Raw genomic sequence first — 25,476 nt, 5'->3', positions numbered from 1 at the left:
TATTTGAACGTTCTCATCATAAGTTGTGATCAATATGCGTGCTCCCGTACTCGACCTTAACCTGCTGCAGACCCTGCTCGCGGTGGCAGATACCGGCACCGTCACCGGCGCGGCGGAACGGCTCGCCTATACCCAGTCCACCGTCAGCATGCAGTTGCACCGGCTGGAAAGCACGCTGGGGGTAACGCTGCACGAAAAGGCCGGTCGCGGTATCCGCTTCACCAATGAAGGTGAACGCCTCCTGGGCTACGCCCGGCGGTTGCTGATCCTGAACAACGAAGCCCTGCATGATCTGAAGAACCGCAGAGTGGCCGGTTCCCTGAGCCTGGGGATTCCAGAGGACTACGCCTTCCTGCTCACCTCCGCGCTGGCGTACTTCCACCAGATGTACCCAGCCATGCAGCTGCAGGTAACCTGCGGGGCCAGTACCGACCTGGCCCGCCAGGTACAGGCCTCCGAACTGGATCTGGCAGTGGTGACCCGCCAGACGCACTCTCCTGGAGGCGAGGTCATCCGCCAGGATCCGCTGCTATGGGCGGTGGGCGCGCACCAGCAACCGTCTCTGGAAGATCCACTGCCGCTGGCGCTTTACAGCCCGGGGACGGATGTTTTCCGGGACGTGGCCGAGCGTGCTCTTGGGGCCGCAGGCAGGCAGTGGCGACTGGCCTATTCCAGCCAGTCCATGACAGGGCTGATGCCCGTCGTGGTAGCAGGACTTGCGGTGGTGCTGATCACCAGGGACATGCTCACCCCCCAATTAAGAGCCCTGGATGAGAAAAGCGGCTTGCCCATGCTTCCCTCGGTCGAGATCGCCCTGCACCGGGCTCCCGGCCGCCCCTCGGAGCCGGCGCGACAGCTTGCGGATCTGATCCGGGACCATATGGGTTCCGAAAGATAGCGGAGCTCCGGCATCATTGGCGTTGCCCGGCCTTTGCTATTTAATGGGGACAATCGAGCGAATCACGAATGAGAACGCGGGGAGGTCAGTCTTGGTAACCAATGCTGGGGGCTCGGTCAGCCTGGATTCAGGGGATGTTGTCATCGACGCCGACACACTTGCCGAATGGCTTGGCGTGGACACGGCCACGCTGTCCCAGGCCATTGAAAACGGCACAATCCGCACCCTTGTCGAACGGGGTGAAGGCGAGGATGCGGGGCGGGTGCGACTGACCGTGCGGTACCAGGACCGGCAACTGTGCATGATCCGCGAACCGGATGGCTCGCTCACCGAAACCACACCGCCCCCCGAAACACGCCGCTATGTAAAACCTTCCCTGATGCAGCTTTTGGATAGATAGCCGGACTGAGACCCGCCGTGTAACAAACCGAAACATCAGCCAATGCTAAATGGTATCCCCATTGCTTGCTTCCTGGATGTATCCGAGCAAACAGACACAGGGGAACCGCGATGAACGATCTTACTGGTGGCGCGCGCCTCGATGGGCAGGCTCCGTGCCTGCCAATGCGGTTTGGCGCGTTCTCGCTTGCCTGTGAATTCCAGCCGATCGTCAGCCCTGCCCACCGGCGTACCGTCGGCTTTGAGTCACTCGCCCGGCCCTGGTGTGAGGGCCATCCAGCCTCACCGGGCACCCTGTTTTCACATGCCAACGCCGAACAGCGTGAACCGTCCCTGGATATCGCGCTCTGGCAACAGGCCCTTCGATCCTATGCCTGGTCCAACCCTCATGCCTGGCTGTTCCTGAACCTCAGCGCCGCCAGCGTTGGGGATTCGTGCACCACACCGGAGACACTGGCGGCGCTCGTGCACCAGGCTGGCCTGTCCTGCGACCGTATTGTGCTGGAGATTGTTGAAGATGCGGTTCATGACCAGAACGCACTGGTGCAATTCGTGGCCCATTGCCGACAGCACGGATTCCGTATCGCGATTGATGATTTCGGGGCCGGCGATGCCCACTTCGAGCGGATCTGGCGGCTCCGGCCGGACATCGTGAAAATGGACCGCACCATGGTGGTGCATGCGGTGGAAAACACCCGGGCTTCCAGGCTGTTTCTGAGCCTGATCCGGATGATCCGCGAAAACGGCAGCCTGGTTCTGGTGGAAGGCCTGGAAACACACCAACAGGCCGCGCTGGGCTGGGAATCCGACGCGGATCTACACCAGGGATTCTGGTACAGCCACCCCTCTCCCACTCTGGAGACAGCCTCCGCCGATGCGGAAAGCCAACTGCTCGAAGCGCAGCAGCACTTCACGGTTCCCAATTGCCAGCAGGAATCAGAGCGCAATCAATACTTCAGACACCTGCGCCACGAGATCCTGGAGGTGTGCCATCGGGTTGCCGGAGGTGCCCCGCTGTCTGAAGCGGCCAGCAGGCTACTGGCGTGCCCTGGTGCTAAACGCTGCTATCTGTTGGACACCAGGGGCGAGCAGCAAGGGGAAACGGCATTCGCCGCCGGCTACGACCGCACCCGCTCGATGTTCAATCCCCTGCTGAGAGCCAAGGGCGCCAACTGGTCCCACCGGGAATACTTCCGCAACGCGGTCAACACCCCCGGCAACATTCACCTGTCCCGGCCCTATGTGGCGCTGCCCGATACGGCCCGAACGGTCACTGCTTCGCACATGACATTCACGCTGGAGGGATACCGCATCCTGTGCCTGGACATTCACCCGGAAGAAGCCTTTCCGGATTCCCATCACCAGCTACCGCGCCAACTCTAAGTCCCCGCCAAACGGAGGTCGGAGTCATGACGATGCTACTAAGCCTGCCCGGCGGTTTGTTGGTCCAGGAAGTGGGCTTCAAGGGTGCCATTCGTGTGGTAACCGGCCTTGTAATGGCGGCGGCAATTGCGTCGGCCCTTCTGCCCTGGTCCATTGCCTTTGGCCTGGTCGGTGCCGGCGTACTGCTCGCACTCTCGCTCCTGGTTCTCATCCAAAGGGAACTGGCCGCCGACGGCGACGCCACTGGTGTCAACGGCAAATGGCTGGCAGGAGTGCTGACTTCCCACTCCAGCGCGCAAGTGGCAGAGGCACAACGAACCACGCACCGCCTGCAGCAACGCCTCGACGAGATCGCTCATGCCGCCAGCGAGGTGGCGCAGAGCGCGGAATCCGTCACCGACAACACACAGGCACAGAATGAAGCCTCTGAAACCGCCGCATCCGCCATTGAGCAGCTGACTGCCAGTATCAACGACATTGCCCGCATCGCGGACGAATCGCGCGCCAGCTCTCTCCAATCAAGCAGTGAATTGACGGATGGCAACAACAAGCTTGCCCAACTGGTGGACGATGTCACCACGATGGCGCAAAGAGCCCAGGAAACCCATGCATTGATGACGGAACTGAATGCGTACTCCCAGCGGATTACCGAAATGTCCGCCACGATCCGCGGCATCGCGGACCAAACCAACCTGCTGGCGTTGAACGCCGCCATCGAGGCCGCCCGTGCTGGTGAGAGCGGGCGTGGCTTCGCGGTGGTCGCGGACGAGGTCCGCAAGCTGGCCCGTTACAGCGAAGAGTCGGCCTCCGAGATCGACCGCAACAACCAGCTGGTTCTGGATCAGATTGAAGGGGTTACCCAGCGGGTCAGCCAATTGACGGAAGCGGCACAGAGTAGCGCCGCTCATTCCAATGACGTCAGTTCGTTGCTGGATCACATCCAGGAAGGCGTCAACAACCTGACCGACCAGGTGGTCCAGGTGGCCACCAGCACGCAACAGCAGAGCCAGGCCCTCACCGAGATTGCCACGCTCGCTGAACGTGTCCGTGAGGGCAGCGCCGCGAACCTGGAAGCGGCCAACCAGGCCCGCGCAATGGCGACCCATCTGTCCCGGTTGACGGAGTAACCCATGGCTTTCTTCCTCTCGACCCCATTCGTAGTGACCGCTGCCCTCCTGCTCGGCCTTGCCGGTTCAGGCGCCGTACTGGTGCTGCGCCAGCACCACCGTCACAGACGGCGCCGGCGGCAGCAGCTGGCAGCCCTTCGCAGCCTATGCGATCTTATCCAGAACCTGCAGCGCCACCGAGGCCTGAGCACAGGCGTGCTGTCCGGCGGGTCAGGCATGCAGCAGGAATTGGCCTCCCTGCACCAGCATCTGGACCGGGTATTCCGGGAAGCGCCGATGAGCGATGCACGATACGCCGAGCGCTGGCTGGGCCTCGAGGATCACTGGAGGCGGTTACGCCAAACCGGCAACCGGTCGGTTGAGGCCAACCTGAACCAGCATCACCAGATCATCCGCAATACGCTTTTTCTTATCCAGAACATAGCCGCTGACGACAGGGTTGCGCCCCACCCTGCCAATCACCACTGCATCTGGCACGAAGTGCTCGAAGCCGCCGAATGGGCAGGCCAGGCCCGGGCCCTGGGAACTGCCATGGCTGCCGCGGGCCACAGTTCCGCGGCTCAGCGAGTTCGCCTGCGGTTCCTCCGGGAAAAGATCCGAGACCTCTCCAGCATTGCCTTCGAGGCCCTGAATCAAGCCCAACCGGCAAAGGTTGACGCGAACCAGCTGGAGGACGTTCAAAAGGCCGTTGATCAGCTTTTGCATGAAATGGACTCCGACCTGCTGGCCGCCACCCCCATCGTGATCCCCGCCCAGACGTTTTTCCAGGACGCCACTGCAACGGTGGACGCTCTGTTTTCGCTGGTCGCGGCTACGCTGGAGGCCATGGCGGAGGATCCACCAGTTCACACATAACGGGCGTGAAACCGCAGGTGATCCTCAATAAAGCTGGCTATGAAGAAATAGGAGTGGTCGTAGCCCGACTGATACCGCAGCGTCAGGTCCACTCCGGCCTCGGAACAGGCGGCCTCAAGGGCCTCGGGCTGAAGCTGGCCCGCCGCCAGGAAATTGTCCGCATCCCCCTGATACACCAGCAATGAATGCGCCGTCCCCTGGGAACGGATCAGCTCACTCGCATCCCATGCTTTCCAGGCCTCACGGTCACTGCCCAGGTAGTTGCCAAACGCCTTCTCCCCCCAGGGACAGTTCGCCGGATGGCAGACCGGCGCGAACGCGGACACCGACTGGTAGCGATCCGGATTGTGGAGCGCACAGATCAGGGCCCCGTGGCCGCCCATGGAATGCCCGGCAATGGCTTCCTGGCCGTTGAGCGGGAAGACGTTGTGCACCACATCGGGCAGCTCTTCCACCACATAACGGTACATACGGTAGTGCTGGTTCCAGGGGGGCTGTGTGGCGTCCACATAGAACCCGGCCCCGGAGCCGAAATCATAGCTGTCATGCTCGCCAGGCAGGTCCGTGCCGCGAGGACTGGTATCCGGGCAGAGGATCGCCATGCCCAGTTCCGCCGCAACGCGGTGCGCCCCTGCCTTCTGCATGAAGTTCTCATCCGTGCAGGTCAGACCCGACAACCACCAAAGAAGAGGGACCGATTGCCTCTCGGCCTGGGGTGGCAGGTAGAGGCCGAAAACCATGTCGCAATCCAGCTCCTGGGAGCGGTGGCGATAACGCCTGAACCAGCCCCCAAAGCTTTTGGTCTCTGAAACCAGTTCCAGTGTTTCGGTCATGGATGCTCCTCAGTAGTGCAGAACGGTGCGGATGCTTTCGCCACGATGCAGCAGCTCAAACGCGTCGTTGATCTGCTCAAAGGGCATGTTGTGGGTGATGAACTCATCGATCTTGAGCTTGCCCTTCATGTAATCGTCCACATAGGTAGGCAGCTCACTGCGCCCCTTAACGCCGCCGAAAGCGGACCCTTTCCAGACACGCCCGGTAACCAGCTGCACCGGACGGGTACTGATTTCCTCACCCGCACCCGCGACACCGATGATGATGGACTCCCCCCAGCCCTTGTGGCAGCACTCCAGCGCGGAACGCATAACATTCACGTTACCGATGCACTCGAAGGAATAATCCACACCGCCGTCGGTCTGGTCGATGATCACCTGCTGGATGGGATCGTCGTAATCGTTCGGGTACACAAAATCAGTGGCCCCGAACTGGCCAGCCAACTCGAATTTCTCCGGATTCACGTCAATAGCGATGATCCGCTCCGCCCCGATCATCTGCGCGCCCTGGATCACGGCTAGCCCAATTGCTCCGAGACCGAAAACGGCGATGGTCGATCCCGGCTCCACCTTGGCCGTGTTGTGAACAGCACCAATGCCGGTGGTCACACCGCAACCAAGCAGGCAAATCTTGTCCAGGGGGGCTTCTTTGGAGACCTTGGCCAGCGAAACTTCCGGCAGCACGGTGTACTCACTGAAGGTGGAACACCCCATGTAGTGATGCAACGGTTTGCCATTCAGTGAAAAACGCGAGGACCCGTCGGGCATCACGCCCTGCCCCTGCGTCGCCCGGACAGCACTGCACAGGTTCGTCTTGCCGGATCGGCAGAACTTGCACTGGCCACACTCCGCCGTATAGAGCGGAATAACATGATCGCCGGGCTGAAGGCTGGTAACGCCCTGGCCAACCTCCTGAACCACTCCGGCACCCTCATGCCCGAGCACCGAGGGGAACAGCCCCTCCGGATCCGCTCCGGAGAGGGTGTACGCATCGGTATGACAGACACTTGTGGCAGCCATACGCACGAGGACTTCACCCTGCCTCGGCCCCTCCACATCGATTTCCTCCAGAACCAGAGGCTCGTTCGCCTCCATCGCAAGTGCCGCACGTGATTTCATCAGGCATCTCCCTCCCGTTGGCGCCGTTTCAACCGTCCAGCGCCTGTGTAAATGTCAAAAAAGATTACTTCATTCAAGGATATGATGGCTGGCAACATACTGATACAGCCTCAAGCGTAAGAGCAATCTCCCCAAGGCCAACGCTCCAGGTTGTTGTTGCGTTCAGCCATAAGGGGTTACCCCGGTTTTACGACCGTTGCCCCCCAAACTATACTCTCCCTATCCAACTTGCGATCAGAGACGATATGACGACGCGCGGACTGATTTCTTTGCTGACGTTCATCCTGGCCCTGGGGGCAGCCCAGGCGCTGGCGGAAAACCATACGGTCAAGATGAAAAACAGGGGCGAAGACGGCCACATGGTCTTCGAGCCAGGCTACCTCAAGGCCTCAAAAGGCGACACCGTCACGTTTCTGGCTACGGACCCGAGCCACAACTCCGTGTCGGACACGGTGCCGGAAGGAGCGCCCACCTGGAACGGCGCCATTGACGAGGAGTTCACCGTGACCTTGTCGGAGGAAGGCGTCTACGTCTACAAGTGCGTGCCACACCTGAAAATGAACATGACCGGTATCATCCAGGTGGGGGCGCCCACCAATTACGGCGCGGCTCATGAGGCGGTCATCGAGATTACCGAAAAGACCGCCACCAACCAGGACCGCCTCCGCGGTTACTTCAGGCAGGTTCCCATCCCCTGATGCCTTTAAAGGCCCGGCCCTATGCCACCCAGGCCGGGCGCAACCGATGTCCGCCCCGAACGCCTGGACCGAACCACGGCTGTTTGAGTAACATCCCTCCCTACCCAACGTCCTGGTCCCACCCCCAAAGATCACGCCTGAAAACCGGCCTAACCAACGACTTAAACCCAGCACAAAACCGGTTAGCCCACACAGTCGTATCAACGGCTAATCCGGAATGGACTAACGGCTGCAATCACGCTTACACGGAAACAAACGGTTTCTTGCGGAAAAAGCAAGCCTGAACGACAGTGCCCGTTATGTGTGTAACGCACTATTTTGAGTCACTAAGGATTCACTTTATGACCCAGCCGCCCAAGCTCTAGACTCAGGACGGATTCGACCAGTTTCTCGCTCAATTATCCGCACGCCTTATCAACAGCAGCACCCATGAAACGCGGAACTGTATTGATGAAGTACTCAAGGCACTCGGGGAGTACACCGGCGCAGCCCGCTGTTACCTGTTTGAGCTGCATCCTGGTGGGCGCCGGATGAGCAACACCCATGAATGGGTCCAGTCAGGCATCAGCTCCCAAATCAACGACCTCCAGAACCTGGATCAGGAAGATCTGCCTTACTTCTTCAAACAGATGAAGACCCACTACCGGTTTGTCGTCGACGACATCGAAACACTACCCGCCGACGCTCAGGCCGAGCATGCGGAATTCGAGCGGGAAGGCATTCGCTCGGTCATCTGCGTGGGCCTGGTCATCCACAACGAGCTCCTCGGCTTCCTGGGGTGCGATATCGTGGCCAGCCCCCATATGTGGTCCGAGGCCGAGGTCCAGAGGCTGGGGCTGGTCGCCGATATGGTCGCCAACGCCATGGAGCGCGAGAGGAAACACCAGGAACTGCTCACTGTCCAGAAACAACTGGAAAAGGCCAACCGCCAGCTTGAACGCCAGGTCAATCAGGATGGACTGACGGGAATCAGCAACCGCCGCGCGCTGGAAGAGCGGCTGATCTTTGAGATGCAACGCGCCAAGCGCGCCGGCACTGGCGTCGCAATACTGTTAATCGATATTGACAACTTCAAAGCTTACAATGATCACTATGGACACCTCGGGGGCGACCATGTGCTCCAAAGCGTGGCAACAACGCTGGAACAATCCATGCAGCGCGCCACGGATTTTGTAGCACGCTTCGGCGGCGAAGAGTTCGCCATCATTCTTTCAGTGGACTCCCTGGCCAAGGCCCAGCAAAGCGCGGAGACCGCCCTGCACTCGGTTTCCAGGCTCGGGATCGGGCACGGTTACTCCGACAGCCACGAGGTGGTCACGATCAGTGTCGGTGGCTTCTTCGACCGTCCTCCTCCGGACCAGGACGTAGAGTCCAACATCACGGAGTTTCTCCGGGAATGCGATAAGGCCCTTTACAAAGCCAAGGCAGACGGACGGAACCGGATCTGTTTTCGTTCTCCCTTTTTGCCCGACAATCAGAGTTGAGACCGCGACTACCCCCGCTTCCAGGCCATTCATTGATCAGGCCCGGCCACCACAGACAGCCCCCTTGAAACCAGGTACCCCCTCAGCTCGCACGCGTTAACCAGGAATCAAAGACACTGGTCCCAGAGGCCTTAACGCGCTTTTTCGCCATCGCGGCTTCTTTCACTACCTCGTCAGTATCACCCACGGCCTCGGGCAGCACGCGTGTGATGCCCGCGGCAAGCGTGGCCAGCGGCCAGGTCTGGACCCGGCCATTACGGTCCTCGGCGCAGACGCACCCCGCGGCGCGATCCTCGGCACGATAGAGACCCCGACACTCCGTATTGAACCGGCTGATCACCTGTGTGCTGCCCTGAACGGCGTGATCAACATCGGTGCAGAATACGATGAAATCGTCACCGCCAAGGTGCCCGACCATATCGCCCTTTTGGGCAAAGCACTGTTTCAGCAACTGCCCCAGTAAAACGATCAGCCGGTCACCTACCGAGAACCCGAGATGATCGTTCAGCGGCTTGAAAGCATTGATATCAAAGTAAACCAGAAAGAAGGACTCGCCACTCCCCAGTCTTGCCTCGATCTCCTGGTGGATGGGAACGTTGCCTGGCAACAGCGTTAGCGGATTGGCATGGCGGGCCTTCTCGATCCGGTTCTCGGTCATCCGCTTGAGCAGGGCCCGGGTGGCGCCCATGCCTTCATAGAACCCATCACGGGTCACCAGAAAATGCTGGCGAAGATAGTCGTCTTCATCCTCGGTCAGACGCCGGCTGAGCTCCTCCAGCGGTTGATCGTGTTCAAACACCAGGGCGTCCGACTTCATGACCTGTCGCACCCGTTTTTTCTCATTCAGCGACCGCCCGAAAGTGGAACCAAACGCTTCCAGTAGCTGCCACTTATGGAGCAATCCCAGCGCCCTGCCTCCGGAATCCAGAACCGGCAGTGCAAATACCCCATGCTGCTCCTGGAGCAGTGCCCAGGCATCCCTCAGGGTGTGCTCAGGGGATAGCGTGGGCGGATGATGCACAAGACTGGCAGCGCTCACGGTCCCCTGGGCTGGATGACGGCTCAGCTGGCTCAGCGGTTCAAGATTGGCCGTGGCAACGGCACGCGGGCGCCCAAACAGGAAGCCCTGAATGTAACGGACACCAAGATCCCGCAACAGTTCAAGTTCCCGGTACCGTTCAACCCCTTCCGCAACCACGCGACAATTGAGGCGCGATGACAGCTGCATGACGGATCGCACGAACTCACGCTTGACCAGATCCTCATGAATATCCAGCACGAAATGCCGGTCAATCTTGACGTAATCCGGCTCCACCTCCGACCACAGCTTCAGCCCCGAATAGCCGGCGCCCAGATCATCAATCGCCACCTGGAAGCCGCGACTCTTGAGCCACGTCAGCGAGCGCTTAAGTTCGTCCAGGTCCAGGGCCGGGTAACGCTCGGAGAGCTCGATCACCACCTGTTCAGGTGGGATCAGGTCCCCTTCCAGCAGCTCTTGTAGCAGGCGCTGCTCCGAGGTCCCGGGCAGCAGGTGATCCGGGCTGACATTAACGAAAAGCTTCTGGGTCTTGCGCGTCGTCGTCCAGTTAACATGTGTGGCTTGAAGACAAGCGCTTTCCAGCTCCAGCGTACGGCCACACCGCTCCGCTGTCTCAAACAACACCGATGCGGGGTGCAGGGGGCTGTCCGAAGGCCCGCGACTCAACGCCTCATACCCCTCCACCACCAGCTCCCTGGCATCGACAATCGGTTGGAACAGTGTCTGTATGCCCTCCTCGACCAGGATCCGGTCCAACTCCCGTTCGAGCTGCTCAATACTCATTGCCCACTCCCCGCATGACGTGAGTGTCCTTCCGCGGCCAGGCCCGGGGCCGTCAGCAGCAGGTTGTACTGATTCGCTGTTGCCGTTTGATGAAGCCAACCTCACTTCAGAACCTCCGGCGCGGCTGGCGCCCGGCCTATCCCGACCGAAGACCAGGCGGCGAGAACGGAAAGCCACCACGGCGACACGATCATGAAAAACAAATTCCAATCACGGACAGTACCCAACATGCTCACTTTCTCACGGTGCGAACTGACACGGAGGTTAGGGTCGGCGTATGACACCTGGGTTGCACGGAACCTGTATCCGCAGGATTTAACATTCCGGGATGACGGATTGACCGGCCCCCGCCTATGCTTTAACACGGAACCCAGCCAGCTATAGGAGAACGCGGCCATGACGCAGGAAGACAGTCTTCCCGAAACAATGAACGCGATGGTTCTGGATGCCCAGGGGCAAGCCTTGCAGCATCGGCGGGTTCCCCGACCCGTGATCCAACACGCCGACCAGGTCATTCTCAGGGTGGAGGCCTGCGGTGTGTGCCGAACGGACCTGCATATACTGGATGGCGAGCTCTCCGAGCCCTCCCTGCCCCTGATCCCCGGTCACCAGATCGTGGGCACCGTGGTGGCCACCGGTCGTCAGGTCAGCGGATTACAGGTGGGCGACCGTGTTGGTGTTCCCTGGCTCGGGCACACCGATGGCAGCTGCCGCTACTGCTGCCGGGGCCAGGAGAACCTCTGTGAACAGGCACGCTTCACCGGCTACACCATGGACGGCGGCTACGCCGACTATGCGCTTGCGTACGCGCCCTACTGCTACCCGTTACCCGCCGAAGCGGAGGCCCTGGAGATTGCCCCGCTGCTGTGCGCGGGACTGATCGGATTCCGCACCTGGCGCCTGGCCGGGGGTGAAAGCATTAACCGGCTCGGCATTTACGGCTTCGGCGCCGCCGCCCACCTTCTGTGCCAGATCGCCTGCTGGCACGGGCAATCCGTTTACGCGTTCACCCGCACTGGCGACGACCAGGCCCAGCAACTGGCCCGGAGCCTTGGCGCCGTTTGGGCCGGCCCCAGCACCGAGGACCCACCCGAGATCCTGGACGCGGCCCTGGTCTTCGCTCCTGTCGGGGAACTGATGGTCAGCGCGCTCAGGAACGTGGACCGCGGCGGTAGCGTGGTCAGCGGCGGCATTCACATGAGCGACATCCCCTCTTTTCCCTACAGCCTTCTCTGGGAAGAGCGCAGCCTGAAGTCCACCGCCAACCTCACCCGTGAGGACGGCCGCGCTTTCCTGGAGGTCGCTCCCCGGGTACCGGTTCGCACCGAGGTCCATTCCTACCCGCTCAGCCAGGCCAATGACGCTCTGGACGACCTGCGGGAGGGCCGGTTTGCCGGCGCTGCCGTGCTGATTCCGGATTAAACGCCCGAGACAGGCTAGACCGTGAGGTGCCGGGCGATGAGCTCATCGTCCAGCTCCTCCATGGCGCCTTCAGCAACGCTCTGGCCGTTGTTCAGGATCGAGAAGGCATCCGCCGTCGCGCGGGCAAACGCCAGCTTCTGCTCCACCAGCAATACCGTCATCCCCTCTTCCTCATTGATCCGGCGGATCACATCGCTGATTTCCCGCACAATATTGGGCTGGATGCCTTCGGTCGGCTCGTCCAGCAACAGGATCTCGGGATCCAGGACCAGGGCGCGGGCAATCGCCAGCTGCTGTTGCTGGCCACCCGACAGATCGCCCCCCCGGCGGCGACCCATGTCCCGCAGCACCGGAAACAACCGGTACACCCGCTCAGGGATGCCCTTTGAGCGTTTGCCCGCCAGGGGCACCTTGAGGTTCTCCTCCACCGTGAGCTGGGGAAAGATGTCGCGCCCCTGGGGCACATACCCCACGCCCATGCGCGCTCGCTTCTGGGCACGCAGCCCGGTAAGCTCCCGCTGTTGCAGCCGGATGCTGCCGGACTCAATGGGCAGCAACCCCATGATGCATTTCAGCAGCGTCGTCTTGCCCATCCCGTTGCGCCCCATGAGGCAGGTCCGTGAGCCGGTTTCCACGCGGAGATCAACCGACTTCAGCGTGTGCGACTCTGCGTAGTACTGGTTCAGACCAGTGATCTCCAGCATGCTGTTATTCCCCCAGATAGACTTCACGAACCCTGGCGTCGGACTGGATCTCGTCCATACTGCCCTCGGCCAGCACCGAACCCTGGTGAAGCACGCTCACGGTTCGCGCAATCGAACGCACGAAATCCATGTCGTGCTCCACAACCACCACGGAATGCCGCCCAGCCAGGGAGGTGAGCAGTTCCGCCGTCTTCTCCGTCTCCTGGCCGGTCATCCCGGCCACCGGCTCATCCACCAGCAACAGGCGCGGGTTCTGCATCAGCAGCGAACCAATCTCCAGCCACTGCTTTTGCCCATGTGCGAGTACACCCGCCGGCTCATGGCGCTGCCCGGTGAGCGAGGTCAGCTCCAGAATCTCGTCAATGCGGTCGCGCTGCTCGCCGTCCAGGCGCCACCGCAAACTCGTCCAGAGCCCGCGCGAGGCGTGCATCGCCAGCTCCAGGTTCTGGAAGACGGTCAGCTGTTCAAAGACGGTCGGCTTCTGGAACTTCCGGCCGATCCCCGACTGGGCAATCACATGCTCCGGCAGCTCCAGCAGGTTCAGCTTCTGGCCGAACCACGCCTGGCCCGTGTCCGGCCGGGTCTTGCCGGTGAGAACGTCCATGAGCGTGGTCTTGCCGGCGCCATTGGGCCCGATCAGGCATCGCAGCTCCCCGTCATCGATGTAGAGGGTCAGGTCATTAAGCGCCTTGAAGCCGTCAAAGGACTTGGTCACCTCCTCCACATACAGGATGGGGCCGTGCCGGGTGTCCAGAGCGGGGCTGGGCGCGGCCTGCTGCATGAACGAAAAAACCTCATCGCGATTGCGCAGCTCCTTGAGCGTATCCATCATGCTCATTGATTTGCCCTCCCGGTGAGTTGTGACTTCAGGCCCATCAGTCCTTTTGGAAGGAACAGGGTGACCGCCACGAAAAGCCCGCCCAGAACAAACAGCCACAGGTCCGGGTGCGCCGCTGTAATCCAGGTCTTGAGCCCGTTGACCATGCCCGCGCCCACCAGGGCGCCCACCAGCGTGCCCCGGCCGCCGAGCGCGACCCATACGACCATCTCGATGGACTCCGCCGGCGCCATTTCCCCCGGGTTGATCACCCCGGTCTGGGGCACATAGAGGGCACCAGCCAGCCCGCACAGCATGGCCGAAACGGTCCAGACAAAGAGCTTGTAGCGCAGCGGGTTATAGCCCGTAAACCGGACCCGGCTCTCGGCATCGCGAATGGCGATCAGCACCCGTCCCAGCTTGGAGGTCACAATGACGCGGCACAGCAGATAACACAGCAGCACCGCCACCGCGCTCACCATGAACAGCACCAGCCGCGTATCCCCCTCGCGAACCGAGAAGCCAAGCAAGCCACGAAAATCGGTCAGCCCGGTATCGCCACCAAAGCCAGTCTCGGTGCGGTAGAAGAACAGCATCGAGGCAAAGGTGAGCGCCTGGGTGATGATGGCAAAATAGACACCCCGCACCCGCGAACGGAAGGCAAAGAAGCCGAACACCAGCGCCAGCGCACCCGGCACCACAAGGGCCATGACGGAGGTGAACCAGAACGATTGGAACGGGACCCAGAACCAGGGCCAGTCATCCTGGCCCAGGAACTGTATGAAGTTGGGAACCTTGCTTCCCTCCATACGGTTATGCGTGAGGTGCATGCCCATCACGTAACCGCCAAGAGCAAAGAAGGTACCATGCCCCAGAGACAGGATGCCGGTATAGCCCCAGATCAGGTCCAGTGCCAGCGCCACCAGCGCCAGGCACAGGAAACGCCCGGTCAGGGTCACCAGCCAGTTGGGCACATGCAGCAGGGCGTCCGGCGGCACAAGCTGGTTCAGTACCGGCACGCCAACGAGCGCAAACACGGCCAAAAGCAGCAGCACGGCCCAGCCGAATCCGGAGTGCAGGCCAGAGAAACGCATTATGAATGGCTGTCGCATCAGCATCACTTCCTTGGGTCAGTCGTCGTCGCCAGCCCGGCCCTTGAGGGCGAATAGGCCCTGGGGCCGCCACTGGATGAACACGATGATGGCAACGAAAAGCAGGATCTTGGCGAGAACCGCGCCCACCACCGGCTCCAGGAACTTGGAGAACACACCCAGGCCCAGTGCCGAAAACACCGAGCCCAGGATGTTCCCCACGCCCCCAAGAACCACCACCATGAAACTGTCCACGATGTAGTTCTGGCCAAGCTCAGGGCCCACGTTCACGATCTGGGACAGTGCCACGCCCCCCAGGCCAGCAACGCCCGCGCCGGTAGCGAAGGTCCACATATCCACCCGGTTGGCCGAAACCCCCAGGGCCGCGGCCATCTCCCGGTTCTGCATCACCGCGCGCACTTCCAGTCCCAGCCGGGTCCGGTTCATCAGCAACCACACCAGCGCCACCACAAGCAGCGCGAAGCCAATCACGCCAACGCGCGAGGTGGACAGCGACACGCCCTGCATCAGCTGGACGCTGCCGGAAAACCAGTCCGGGCTGGCAACCCGCACATTCTGGGCACCGAACAGCATCCGGGTTGTCTGCATCAGAATCAGACTGATGCCCCAGGTGGCCAGCAGCGTTTCCAGTGGACGGGCGTACAGGAAGCGGATAATGCCCCGCTCCATGAGAATTCCCACCACCGCGGTCACCAGAAACGCGGCAGGTATGGCGGCGAACAGGTAGAAACCCAGCCATTGGGGCGCGAAGGCCGCGAACAGGTTCTGCACCATGAAGGTGGTATAGGCGCCGATCATCAGGAGCTCGCCATGCGCCATATTGATCACCCGCATGAGCCCAAAGATGATCGCCAGGCCCAGCGCCGCCAATAAGAGGACGCTGCCCATGGAAAGCCCGTACACCAGGTCGCCGATAAAGCGGGCGATGCGCTGGCGCCTCTCTATCGCCGCAAGCGCGTCTTGCGCCGCCTCCCGTACGGCGGCACTGGGTTCCACTGGCTCTCCCTGGGCATCACGCGCGAGCAATGCGTTGAGCGCCGGCTTCATGCGCGCCGCCTGTACCTCAGCAATCACGTTAACGGCTTGCAGCCGGGTTTCCGGGTCGGACGCGTCCAGCTGCAGCTGCGCAATGGCAATATCCAGAAGCCGCAGCACCTCTGGATCCGATTCCGACTCCCGGACCTTTTTCAACGTATCCAGCATGTCCGGCCTGGGACGGTCCGCCATTTCCTCGGCACCGGCCCGGCGCTCCGCAACATCATCGGACAGCAGCTGTAACCGCCCGATCAGCGGCCGTATGCCACGGCGTATGGCATTGGTCAGCACGGGCTGGGACAGTTCCCGCTGCGCAACCGACACCCGCTCCCCGGTAATGGCGTTCCAGTACCGCTCGCCCTCCGGGGCCTCGATCAACACCCGCCCCTGAGCATCAAAATGCAGGCGCCGGTCACTGAGCGCTTTCAGCACCGGCAGCGTCTCTGGCGCCTTCAACGCAACCAGCGCATCGACGGCATCACTGACTGTCTGCCAGTCATCGGTCGCCAGCTGGCGGACGGCGGAAGCCGCTTTGCCTGATAGCCCCTCGGTCAGTACCTGCACCTGGCTTGGCTGCTGCGACGCTGGTTGTTCAGCATTGGCCTGTACGGTGACCATGGCCAGGGCCACCCAAACGCCCAGCAGCATCATATGTATCCCGTTCAATCCACGCATTGAACACTCCCGATCCCGGCGCCCGGCCTAATCACAGCCGGGCGCCCTGCTTTCGCTCGCGTTAGAATTCCAGGTTGTACCTGGGCGCCTTGCAGTCACCGCAAACCCACGGATAGGTCCAATCCGCCTTTTTGTCCTCACTGCCCTCGAGATACTTGCTCCAGGGCTGCGCGCGGATCGGCCCATCGGTCTCCCAAACGGTGGCAAACTGGCCATTCGGCTGGATCTCGCCAATCAACACCGGTTTATGGAGGTGGTGGTTCTCTTCATCCATGCAGATCTCATAGCCGGAAGGCGCATCCACGCACTGGCCGGGAACCGCCTGGCGCACGGCGTCCGGGTCGCTCGTTCCCGCCTCCATCACGGCCTGCGCCCACATGCGGATGCCAATATGCGTCGCCTCCATGGGGTCATTGGTCACGCGGTCGCTGCCACCCGGCAGGTCATTGGCTTCAACGTATTCCGCCCAACGCTGTGTGAACGCCTCATTCTCCGGCGAGTCCACGGACATGAAGTAGTTCCAGGCCGCCAGGTGACCGACCAGAGGGCCCGCATCCATTCCTCGCAGCTCCTCTTCGCCCACGGAGGTCGCCATCACCGGCACGTCCACCGAATCAACGCCCTGGTTTGCCAGCTCCTGATAGAAGGCAACATTGGAATCGCCGTTAATGGTATTGATGACCGCCGTGTCACCCCCTTTGGAAAACCGCTTGATGTCCGAGACAAGGCTTTGGAAGTCCGAGTGCTCAAAGGGAAAGTACTCCTCACGGATGGCGTCATCCTCGATCCCCTGGGCGTTGAGGTAGGCGCGCACGATGCGGTTCGTGGTGCGCGGGAACACATAGTCGGTGCCCACCAGGTAGAACTGGTCGGCACCGCCGCCGCGCTCGCTCATCAAGTAATCCACCGCCGGCAGCGTCTGCTGGTTCGGTGCCGCCCCGGTATAGAAGACATGGCGGTTGGACTCCTCGCCCTCATACTGCACGGGGTAGAACATCAAGCCGTTGAGCTCCTCCAGCACCGGAAGCACGGACTCGCGGGAAACCGACGTCCAGGCACCAAAAATCACGTCCACGTTGTCCCGCTCGATCAGCTCACGCGCCTGCTCGGCGTAGCGGGGCCAGTCCGAGGCCGGATCCTTCACCACCGGCTTGAGCTTACGGCCCAGGAGACCGCCCTGTTCGTTGATGTCCTCAACGGTCATCAGCGCAACGTCGCGCAGCGAGGTCTCGCTGATCGCCATGGTTCCGGACAGTGAATGGAGAATCCCCACCTTGATGGGGTCTTCCTCGGCTTGAAGCACGCCCGAGGCGAGCAGCCCGCCCAGGGCCAGACCGGCAAGACCGGCTTTTTTGATGGATCCACGCGTTTTCATTGCAATCTCCTTGTTCATCAGGATTGAAGCCTACGCACGGCCCCTGATGCAGGCACTGTTCCATGTACCCTGAAATTCCCCCTTTTTCAGCAACCTGACTTGTATACAAGCTTTTCAGAGCAGAATACCAACGATTGAATTGCACCATGCACCAGCATGACCAGAAACGGACACTGGCGGGTTGGATTCCGTAAATGATGACATAGTCGATTGTTTTATAGGCTTTTTTACAGCCTTCCAGCCAGACGCCAGGCCAATAATGGGGCTTGCACTATCCCGGAGCACAGCTCCCCAATTCAGGGCACACCAAGCCGTTACGGCGCCCTCACAAAAAGCGATGAATCACTTCAAAAAGCTGTTTTTATTCGGATTTCAGAAAAAATAGAACCGTGGCACACCCGTTGCTTGGGCGTTCTTGTATACAAGCAAGCAAGGGACCTCACACCATGGCCAATACCACAGTGGGATGGACCATCGCGGAGTGGCAGGACGCCTACCGCCGTGGCGAATCACCCAGGGCCCTTCTGGGGGCACTGCTCGACGCCCAGCACGCAACGGATCCAGCCTGGATCAGCCTGGCAACCCCGGAGCAGCTGGCCGCCCAGATTGACGCCACCTCTCCGGATCAGCCTTTGTACGGCGTTCCGTTTGCCATCAAGGACAACATTGACGCGCTGGGCTTCGAGACCACCGCCGCCTGCCCGGATTACCGCTATCAACCGGAAGCGGACGCGGAAGTGGTGCAGGCACTCAAGCACGCCGGCGCCATCCTGATCGGCAAGACCAACCTGGACCAGTTCGCAACGGGCCTGGTCGGCACGCGCTCCCCCTGGGGCGCCGTCCCCAACGCCTTCGATGACGCCACCATCGCCGGCGGTTCCAGCTCCGGTTCCGCTGCCGTGGTGGCCCGGGGGATCGTCCCGTTTGCACTGGGGACGGACACCGCCGGCTCCGGGCGTGTTCCGGCCGGGCTCAACAACATCGTCGGACTCAAGCCAACACGCGGGGCCATCAGCATCCGCGGCGTTGTCCCGGCCTGCCGGAGCCTGGATTGCGTCTCCATCTTTGCGCTGACCACTACCGACGCGGGCCTGATCCGTCACCACCTGGAGTCCGGCCCCAATACGGATCCCTTCGGTCGCTCCCCCGCACTGACCGCCGCGCCCGGCTGTGCCCTGCGGACCCCCGGCCCCATTCACCGCCTGGCCATCCCCTCAAACACGGAATGGCACGGCGACCAGCCGCAGAAAGCGGCCTGGGAAGAGGCCATCGGGCAGTGGCGGGCTCTGGGCTACGAGCTGATTGAAAAAGACTTCACGACGCTCTACGCCATGGCCGCACTCCTGTACGAGGGGCCCTGGATCGCCGAGCGCCATGCCGCCATCGGCGCCTTCATCAACGCCCACCCTGACAGTATCAATCCGGTGGTGCGCTCCATCATCCGCCGCGCGGAACCGTTCACCGCCACTGATGCCTTTAAGGGGCTGTACCGCCAGCAGGAGCTGCGCAGGTCCCTGGACCGGGAACTGAGCGACATCGACGCCCTGCTGGTGCCGACGACCCCCCGGATCCCCTCGATCGAGGCGGTCGCCGCCGATCCGGTGGGTCTCAATGCCCAGCTTGGCCGGTACACCAACTTCGTGAACCTGGCCGACCTGTGCGCGCTGGCGCTGCCGGGAGGATTCCGGGAGGACGGCCTCCCCTTCGGCATCACCCTGATCAGTGGCGCCTGGCGGGACCAGGACCTTCAGGCCCTGGGCGCGCAATGGCTCAACCACGCGCCCACGCCACTTGGCGCCACCCACTGTGAGCGCCCACCGGAAGCAGCGCCGGAGCCGGACGGGCATACGATCCAGGTAACCGTTGTGGGCGCCCACCTCGACGGCATGGCGCTGAACCCACAGCTCACTGAACGTGGCGCGCGGCTGGTTAGCCGCACCACCACCGCGCCCTGTTACCGACTCTATGCCCTTGCCGGCACCACGCCTTCCAAACCCGGACTGCGGCGCGATCCCACCGGCGCCGCGCTGGAAGTCGAAGTCTGGGAAATGCCGACGGACCGCTTCGGCTCCTTCGTCAGCCTCATTCCCCACCCACTCGGCATGGGAACCGTGGAGCTGGCGGACGGCAGCTGGCGCAAGGGCTTCATCTGTGAGGAAGCCGGCCTGGAGGGCGCCACTGACATCACGCATCTGGGGGGCTGGCGCGCTTACAGCCGGTCCCTGACGGAACACCAGGATTAAGGAGCACAACCATGTTTGCCAGGGTTCTTGTTGCCAACCGGGGCGAAATCGCGGTCCGGATCATCCGCAGCCTGAAGCGGATGGGGATCACCAGCATCGCCGTGTACGCCCATCCGGACCGCCACAGCCAGCACGCCACCATGGCGGACGAAGCCTACCCGTTGCCCGGCGACAGCGCTGCGGAGACGTATCTCGATACCCAGCGGATCCTTGCCATTGCCCGCGAAGCCAACGCCGACGCCGTGATTCCCGGCTATGGCTTCGTGTCGGAGAACGCGGATTTCGCCGAAGCCTGCGCCGACGCCGGCATCCATTTCGTGGGCCCAACGCCAACCCAGATCCGGGAATTCGGCCTCAAGCACCGCGCCCGCGCGCTGGCGGAAGAAGCCGGTGTGCCATTGGCCCCCGGTACGGGCTTGCTCACCAGCCTGGACGAGGCGCTGACGAGCGCCCATCAGCTGGGCTACCCGGTCATGCTGAAAACCACCGCTGGCGGTGGTGGCATCGGCCTCAACCGCTGCGATGACGAAGCCGGGCTGCGCCAGGCCTTCGAGAGCGTGCAACGCCTTGGCGAGAGCTTTTTCAATGACAGCGGGGTATTCCTGGAGCGTTACATTGCCCGGGCCCGGCACGTGGAGGTGCAGATTGTGGGCGACGGTCAGGGGCAAGTGATCGCCCTGGGCGAGCGCGACTGCTCGCTCCAGCGCCGTAACCAGAAGGTGGTGGAGGAAACACCGGCCCCGCACCTGCCCGCCAACACACGCCAGGCCATGCTGGATGCAGCAGTGGCGCTGGGTGAATCGGTGAACTACCAGTCGGTCGGGACCGTTGAATACATCTACGATGCGGACCGCGATGCGTTCTACTTCCTGGAGGTGAACACACGGCTTCAGGTGGAACACCCGGTTACCGAATGCGTCACCGGCATCGACCTGGTCGAGTGGATGCTGCGCATCGGGGCGGGCGAATCCCCGGAGCTGGCGGCATTCGAGCCCCGTTTCGAGGGCGCGGCCATGGAAGTCCGCCTGTACGCCGAGGACCCGCTCAAGAACTTCCAGCCCGCACCCGGCGAGCTCAATGACGTGCATTGGCCGGAACAGGCCGTCCGGATTGACGGCTGGGTGGAGACCGGAACCAAGGTATCGCCGCATTACGACCCCATGCTGGCCAAGCTGATCGTACACGGGCAGGACCGCGACGACGCCCTGGCACGCCTTCGCGCCGCGCTGGACGAGACCCGCCTGCTGGGCATCGCCACCAACCTGGACTACCTGCGCCAGGTACTGGCGGATCCGGATTTCAGTGCCGGCCGGGTCACCACAGCCTCACTGGACCAGTTCACCTTCACACCCAATGCTGTGGAAGTGGTCAAGCCGGGCACCTATACCACGGTCCAGGACTGCCCCGGCCGTGTTGGCTACTGGCACATCGGGGTTCCGCCCTCCGGTCCCATGGACGACTATGCCTTCCGCCTCGCCAACCGCATTGTGGGTAACGCCCCGGAAGCAGCCGGGCTGGAATGCACCCTCATCGGCCCCACACTGACCTTCCACCGGGACAGTGTTATCGCCCTCACCGGGGCCCGCACGGAAGCCACCATTGATGGCGCCCCCTGCCCCTTCTGGGAACCCGTAAGCATCTCGGCAGGCCAGACCCTGACCGTGGGCCGGGCCCATCAGGGATGCCGGACCTACCTCGCGGTGCGCGCTGGCTTCGACGTCCCCGAGTACCTGGGCAGCCGCGCCACCTTTGCGCTTGCCCAGTTCGGCGGTCACGGAGGCCGGCCACTGCGCGCTGGTGACACCGTCCCCCTCAACCAGCCCGGGCTGGCGGCTTGCACCACCCCAGCGCCCAGCAGTGCCCCCCAGGCCGCGGATCCGGCGTTGATCCCTGACTACCCGGACCATTGGCACATCGGTGTGCTGTATGGGCCACACGGCGCCCCGGATTTCTTCACCCAGGACTCCATCACGCGCTTTTTCGAGACCGCCTGGGAAGTTCACTACAACTCCAACCGCCTGGGCCTCCGGCTGAACGGGCCGCGCCCGGAGTTCACCCGTACCGATGGCGGCGAGGCCGGGCTTCACCCCTCGAACATCCACGACTGCGAATACGCCATTGGCAGTATCAACTTCACCGGTGACATGCCCGTGATCCTCACCCGGGACGGCCCCAGCCTGGGCGGTTTTGTCTGCCCGGTCACCATTGCCAGCGCTGAACTGTGGAAGGTGGGCCAGGTCAAGCCCGGGGATACCATCCAGTTCGTCCCCATGGACATGGACACAGCCATGGCACTGACCCGCCAGCAGGAACAGCGCATCGCCACCCTGCAGCACCAGCCCGAGCCGGCATGGCAGCCGCCGCGGCTGGAGCCGGAAGAAGAAGCGTCCGCCACCATCCTGGCATCGCTGCCGGAATCCGATACCGGGCCGGCCGTGTGCTACCGCCAAGCGGGAGACAACTACATCCTGATGGAGTACGGGTCCAATGTCATGGACCTGGGCTTCCGCCTGCGCATCCATGGCCTGATGGAAGCACTGGAGGCCCGTTCACTGGCCGGGCTACTGGAGCTTTCCCCCGGGGTGCGATCCCTGCAGCTGCGCTACGATCCACACCGCCTGCCCCAATCCGCCCTGATCCAGGTGCTGCTGGACATTGAACAGACCTTGCCGGCAACAGAAGCGCTCAGCGTGCGCAGCCGGGTGCTGCACCTGCCCATGGCATTTGAGGACACCGCCACTCTGGAGGCCGTGGACAAGTACCGCCAGTCCGTGCGCGACACCGCTCCCTGGCTGCCCAACAACGTCGACTTCATCCAGCGCCTTAATGGCCTGGAGCACCGTGACGAAGTCCGGGACGTACTCTACAGCGCACGCTACCTGGTGCTGGGGCTGGGGGATGTATACCTGGGCGCCCCCTGCGCGGTCCCCCTCGATCCGCGCCACCGGCTGATGACGTCCAAATACAACCCGGCACGGACCTGGACGGCGGAAGGCACTGTCGGCATCGGCGGCGTCTACATGTGCATCTACGGTATGGACTCACCGGGCGGCTACCAGCTGGTGGGGCGCACGCTCCCGATCTGGAACAAGCACCTGACCAATCCCCAGTTCGAAGCCGGCAAACCCTGGCTGCTGCGGTTCTTCGACCAGGTCCAGTTCTACCCGGTCAGCGAGGCGGAGCTGCACGAGCTCCGGGACCAGTTCCGTGCCGGTGAACTGACCATCCCCATCGAGGAAGAAACTTTCGAGCTGGTCTCCCACCAACAATTCCTGGCTGAAAACGCGGATTCCATCGCCCAGTTCCGGGCCCACCAGAGAGCCGCCTTCCATGAGGAAGTCGCGCGCTGGAAAGAGAGCGAAGACCGGGCCGTGGAAGCACTCCATGGCAACGGTAACCGCCCCGCTCAGGACGAGCTTGAGGGCCTTGGAGAACTGATCAGCGCCGAGATCGCGGGCAACATCTGGCGTTGTCTGGTGCAGCCGGGGGATACGGTGGCCCAGGGGGATCCGGTCGTGATTGTGGAAGCCATGAAAATGGAATTCGAAATGACCGCCCCCGACGCCGGCCACATCAGTGCGGTACACTGTGACCCCGGTAAGGCGGTCTCACCAGGGGACCCGCTGGTGAGCATCGAAACCGACTCCTGATCAGGCGAGACCCATGGCGGATCCTGGCACACCCCCGCAACGTGAGAGCATGGCGGACCGGATCTATCAGGCGCTCAAGGAGGACATCTTTGAGTTCCGCCTGATCCCCGGTGACAAGTTCAGTGAGTCCGACATCGCACAGCGCCTGTCCGCCAGCCGCACCCCCGTCCGCGAGGCCCTGTACCGGCTGGAGCGCGAAGGCTATGTGGACGTGCTGTTCCGCAGTGGGTGGCAGATCCGCCAGCTGGACTTCAAGCAGATCGAGGACCTCTACGACCTGCGCATTACCCTGGAACGCGCCGCCATGCACAAGATCTGCCACCTGACCACGCCACCCCCGGTACTGCGGCTGCTCAGCGACATCTGGAACCCCGATGATCCTTCCGAGCAGGCCTTCGGCAGCACCGTGCGCGCGCTCGATGAGAGCTTCCACTGCGAACTGGTCGCCGCCGCCGGCAACGACGAGATGACCCAGGTGCATCAACGCATCACCGACCGGCTCCGCATCATCCGCCGGCTTGATTTCACCCGACCCGACCGCATCGATGCCACATACCGGGAACACGCCGAGATCCTGCAGGCACTGAGCGCCAATAAGCCCGGAGAAGCCGCGGAAAAGATGGCCGCACACATCCGAACCAGCCAGGAAGCGGTCAAAGGGATCTCGCTGGAACGCATCCGGGAGGTTTCGCGGAACCAGCGTTCGCGAAACGACTAGAGGCCAGGTGTTCCTGTTACTCAGGCACCTTGAACTCATTGGCCATATCCTGAAGCTCACGGGCCAGCCCCGCCTGCTCCGAGGCCACACGCGCTATTTCCTCCGAGCCGCTGAGGGTCTGGGCCGATGACTCGCTGATGGACTCCATGCGGCCAGCGAGCTGGCGCGTTGCCGTTACCTGCTCTTCAGATCCGGTCGCGATCTGGACGGTCATGTCATTGATGTTGTTCACGTCGCTGAGGATGTCCGCCAGCGTCTGCTCCAGGTCCGTGGCCTGCTCACAGGTCTGGTTGGCCAAAGCATTGCTCTCTCTGACGGAGCGGCTGGCATTGTCGGTGATGGTCTGCAGGCCATTAACGATGGTTTCAATCTCGGTCGTGGACTCCTATGTCTTCTGGGCCAGACTGCGCACTTCATCCGCCACAACCGCAAACCCCCGCCCATGCTCTCCCGCGCGTGCAGCCTCGATGGCCGCATTGAGCGCCAGCAGGTTGGTCTGCTCGGCCACCTGCCGGATCACCTCGATCATCTCGGTAATGGAGCCACTGCGCTGTTCCAGTTCATTGATCACGGTATTCACATTCTCGACGGAGCCCGCCAGGCTCCGGATCTGTTCGACACTGGCCCGCAGTAGCTGTTCACCGCTCTGGCTCTTCTCGGTTGCGTTGTTGGCAGCGTCCGCCACCTGCTGGGTGTTCTGCGAGATCTCCTCGGCAGTTGACGACATTTGTTCCGTGGCCGTGGTGACCTGGTCCATGTTGGACTGCTGATCCTTCACCTGAGCGGCGTTTTGCTGCGCGGTTGAATGGGTTTCCTCGGTAGCGCTGGCCAGCTGCACACTGAGTTGCTCCATCCGGCGCAACGCCTCACCGAATCGTGCGAACAGGTCGTTAACGGTGGTGCTGATCGCCCCGATCTCATCCTGGGAATTCACTGGCACTGGCGTACTCAGGTCCTTGTTTTCCATAGCGGACCGCAACCCCTTCAGCAGGCCCGAAACCTGGCGGTTAATGCTGACGGTTATCAACACCCTGAATCAGTGACTTCGCAGGCCAATATACCCCGCAAAGCGCAAGCTGGGCTAATACGGGCAAAATCTGAATAGAT

The 25,476-nt window shown here is 62.2% G+C and carries 20 protein-coding genes and 2 pseudogenes; 11 read left to right on the top strand and 11 right to left on the bottom strand.

The genetic code is table 11. The features are described 5' to 3' along the window. Positions 1-34 precede the first annotated feature (34 nt). The 5 genes from AC1RQI_RS08545 (at position 35) to AC1RQI_RS08525 (ending at position 4,662) form a co-directional block, all read left to right on the top strand. Positions 35-898 (top strand): LysR substrate-binding domain-containing protein, encoded by an 864-nt coding sequence (locus AC1RQI_RS08545; protein WP_481904414.1) that lies wholly within the window; start codon positions 35-37, stop codon positions 896-898. A gap of 91 nt (positions 899-989) precedes the next feature. After that, positions 990-1,298 (top strand): DUF6522 family protein, encoded by a 309-nt coding sequence (locus AC1RQI_RS08540; protein ID WP_481904413.1) that lies wholly within the window; start codon positions 990-992, stop codon positions 1,296-1,298. A 110-nt stretch (positions 1,299-1,408) separates the two neighbouring features. Then, complete coding sequence (locus tag AC1RQI_RS08535; RefSeq protein ID WP_481904412.1) at positions 1,409-2,680, top strand: EAL domain-containing protein; 1,272 nt, start codon at positions 1,409-1,411, stop codon at positions 2,678-2,680. A 26-nt stretch (positions 2,681-2,706) separates the two neighbouring features. Further along, complete coding sequence (locus tag AC1RQI_RS08530; RefSeq protein ID WP_481904411.1) at positions 2,707-3,807, top strand: methyl-accepting chemotaxis protein; 1,101 nt, start codon at positions 2,707-2,709, stop codon at positions 3,805-3,807. A 3-nt stretch (positions 3,808-3,810) separates the two neighbouring features. Then, the gene (locus AC1RQI_RS08525; protein ID WP_481904410.1) at positions 3,811-4,662 is read left to right on the top strand and encodes a nitrate- and nitrite sensing domain-containing protein; all 852 of its coding nucleotides are present in this window, start codon (positions 3,811-3,813) and stop codon (positions 4,660-4,662) included. Here AC1RQI_RS08525 and fghA read toward each other — a convergent pair. Next, complete coding sequence (gene fghA / locus AC1RQI_RS08520) at positions 4,653-5,495, bottom strand: S-formylglutathione hydrolase (RefSeq protein ID WP_481904409.1); 843 nt, start codon at positions 5,493-5,495, stop codon at positions 4,653-4,655. The genes AC1RQI_RS08525 and fghA overlap by 10 nt on opposite strands. Before the next feature lie 9 nt (positions 5,496-5,504). After that, positions 5,505-6,614, bottom strand: coding sequence for an S-(hydroxymethyl)glutathione dehydrogenase/class III alcohol dehydrogenase (locus tag AC1RQI_RS08515; protein ID WP_481904408.1), 1,110 nt, complete (start codon positions 6,612-6,614; stop codon positions 5,505-5,507). A gap of 245 nt (positions 6,615-6,859) precedes the next feature. Between AC1RQI_RS08515 and AC1RQI_RS08510 the strand changes: the two genes are divergently transcribed. Beyond that, positions 6,860-7,312: a pseudoazurin gene (locus tag AC1RQI_RS08510; RefSeq protein ID WP_481904407.1), complete on the top strand. Its 453-nt coding sequence runs from the start codon at positions 6,860-6,862 to the stop codon at positions 7,310-7,312. 413 nt (positions 7,313-7,725) lie between these two features. Further along, on the top strand, positions 7,726-8,796 hold the full coding sequence (locus AC1RQI_RS08505; RefSeq protein ID WP_481904508.1) for a sensor domain-containing diguanylate cyclase: 1,071 nt from the start codon (positions 7,726-7,728) through the stop codon (positions 8,794-8,796). A gap of 82 nt (positions 8,797-8,878) precedes the next feature. Here the strand turns inward: AC1RQI_RS08505 and AC1RQI_RS08500 are convergent, their stop codons facing one another. Then, positions 8,879-10,618, bottom strand: a complete 1,740-nt coding sequence (locus AC1RQI_RS08500) for a bifunctional diguanylate cyclase/phosphodiesterase (protein ID WP_481904406.1) — start codon at positions 10,616-10,618, stop codon at positions 8,879-8,881. Positions 10,619-11,014: 396 nt separating this feature from the next. Here AC1RQI_RS08500 and AC1RQI_RS08495 point away from each other — a divergent pair, with 396 nt between their 5' ends. Further along, complete coding sequence (locus AC1RQI_RS08495; protein WP_481904405.1) at positions 11,015-12,040, top strand: zinc-dependent alcohol dehydrogenase family protein; 1,026 nt, start codon at positions 11,015-11,017, stop codon at positions 12,038-12,040. A 14-nt stretch (positions 12,041-12,054) separates the two neighbouring features. Here AC1RQI_RS08495 and urtE read toward each other — a convergent pair whose 3' ends face one another. The 5 genes from urtE to urtA form a co-directional block, all read right to left on the bottom strand. After that, positions 12,055-12,744 carry an urea ABC transporter ATP-binding subunit UrtE gene (gene urtE, locus AC1RQI_RS08490; RefSeq protein WP_416634912.1) on the bottom strand — a complete coding sequence of 230 codons (690 nt, stop codon included), beginning with the start codon at positions 12,742-12,744 and terminating at the stop codon, positions 12,055-12,057. 4 nt (positions 12,745-12,748) lie between these two features. Further along, the gene (urtD, locus tag AC1RQI_RS08485; RefSeq protein WP_416635614.1) at positions 12,749-13,573 is read right to left on the bottom strand and encodes an urea ABC transporter ATP-binding protein UrtD; all 825 of its coding nucleotides are present in this window, start codon (positions 13,571-13,573) and stop codon (positions 12,749-12,751) included. 5 nt (positions 13,574-13,578) lie between these two features. After that, positions 13,579-14,673 carry an urea ABC transporter permease subunit UrtC gene (urtC, locus tag AC1RQI_RS08480; protein ID WP_481904404.1) on the bottom strand — a complete coding sequence of 365 codons (1,095 nt, stop codon included), beginning with the start codon at positions 14,671-14,673 and terminating at the stop codon, positions 13,579-13,581. An 18-nt stretch (positions 14,674-14,691) separates the two neighbouring features. Further along, positions 14,692-16,383 (bottom strand): urea ABC transporter permease subunit UrtB, encoded by a 1,692-nt coding sequence (gene urtB, locus AC1RQI_RS08475; protein WP_481904403.1) that lies wholly within the window; start codon positions 16,381-16,383, stop codon positions 14,692-14,694. Between the two features lie 61 nt (positions 16,384-16,444). After that, positions 16,445-17,758, bottom strand: a complete 1,314-nt coding sequence (urtA, locus tag AC1RQI_RS08470) for an urea ABC transporter substrate-binding protein (protein WP_481904402.1) — start codon at positions 17,756-17,758, stop codon at positions 16,445-16,447. Positions 17,759-18,204: 446 nt separating this feature from the next. Here urtA and atzF point away from each other — a divergent pair, with 446 nt between their 5' ends. Genes atzF through AC1RQI_RS08455 form a run of 3 tightly spaced genes read left to right on the top strand, consistent with a single transcriptional unit; the run spans position 18,205 to position 24,369 of the window. Next, on the top strand, positions 18,205-20,001 hold the full coding sequence (gene atzF / locus AC1RQI_RS08465) for an allophanate hydrolase (RefSeq protein WP_481904401.1): 1,797 nt from the start codon (positions 18,205-18,207) through the stop codon (positions 19,999-20,001). A gap of 11 nt (positions 20,002-20,012) precedes the next feature. Then, positions 20,013-23,651: an urea carboxylase gene (gene uca / locus AC1RQI_RS08460; RefSeq protein WP_481904400.1), complete on the top strand. Its 3,639-nt coding sequence runs from the start codon at positions 20,013-20,015 to the stop codon at positions 23,649-23,651. A gap of 13 nt (positions 23,652-23,664) precedes the next feature. Next, positions 23,665-24,369 (top strand): GntR family transcriptional regulator, encoded by a 705-nt coding sequence (locus AC1RQI_RS08455; RefSeq protein ID WP_481904399.1) that lies wholly within the window; start codon positions 23,665-23,667, stop codon positions 24,367-24,369. 16 nt (positions 24,370-24,385) lie between these two features. On the opposite strand, the gene AC1RQI_RS08450 is transcribed toward AC1RQI_RS08455, so the two are convergent. The 3 genes and pseudogenes from AC1RQI_RS08450 to AC1RQI_RS08440 form a co-directional block, all read right to left on the bottom strand. Further along, a complete protein-coding gene (locus tag AC1RQI_RS08450) occupies positions 24,386-24,667 on the bottom strand; it encodes a hypothetical protein (RefSeq protein WP_481904398.1) in 282 nt (93 codons plus the stop codon). A 98-nt stretch (positions 24,668-24,765) separates the two neighbouring features. Beyond that, positions 24,766-25,222, bottom strand: a pseudogene (locus tag AC1RQI_RS08445) (methyl-accepting chemotaxis protein); the annotation flags it as partial. Positions 25,223-25,255: 33 nt separating this feature from the next. Next, positions 25,256-25,336, bottom strand: a pseudogene (locus AC1RQI_RS08440) (HAMP domain-containing protein); the annotation flags it as partial. Between the last annotated feature and the right edge of the window lie 140 nt (positions 25,337-25,476).

This window comes from Salicola sp. AFF1 (assembly GCF_056783195.1).
This window is presented reverse-complemented; position numbering and strand designations above follow the sequence as displayed.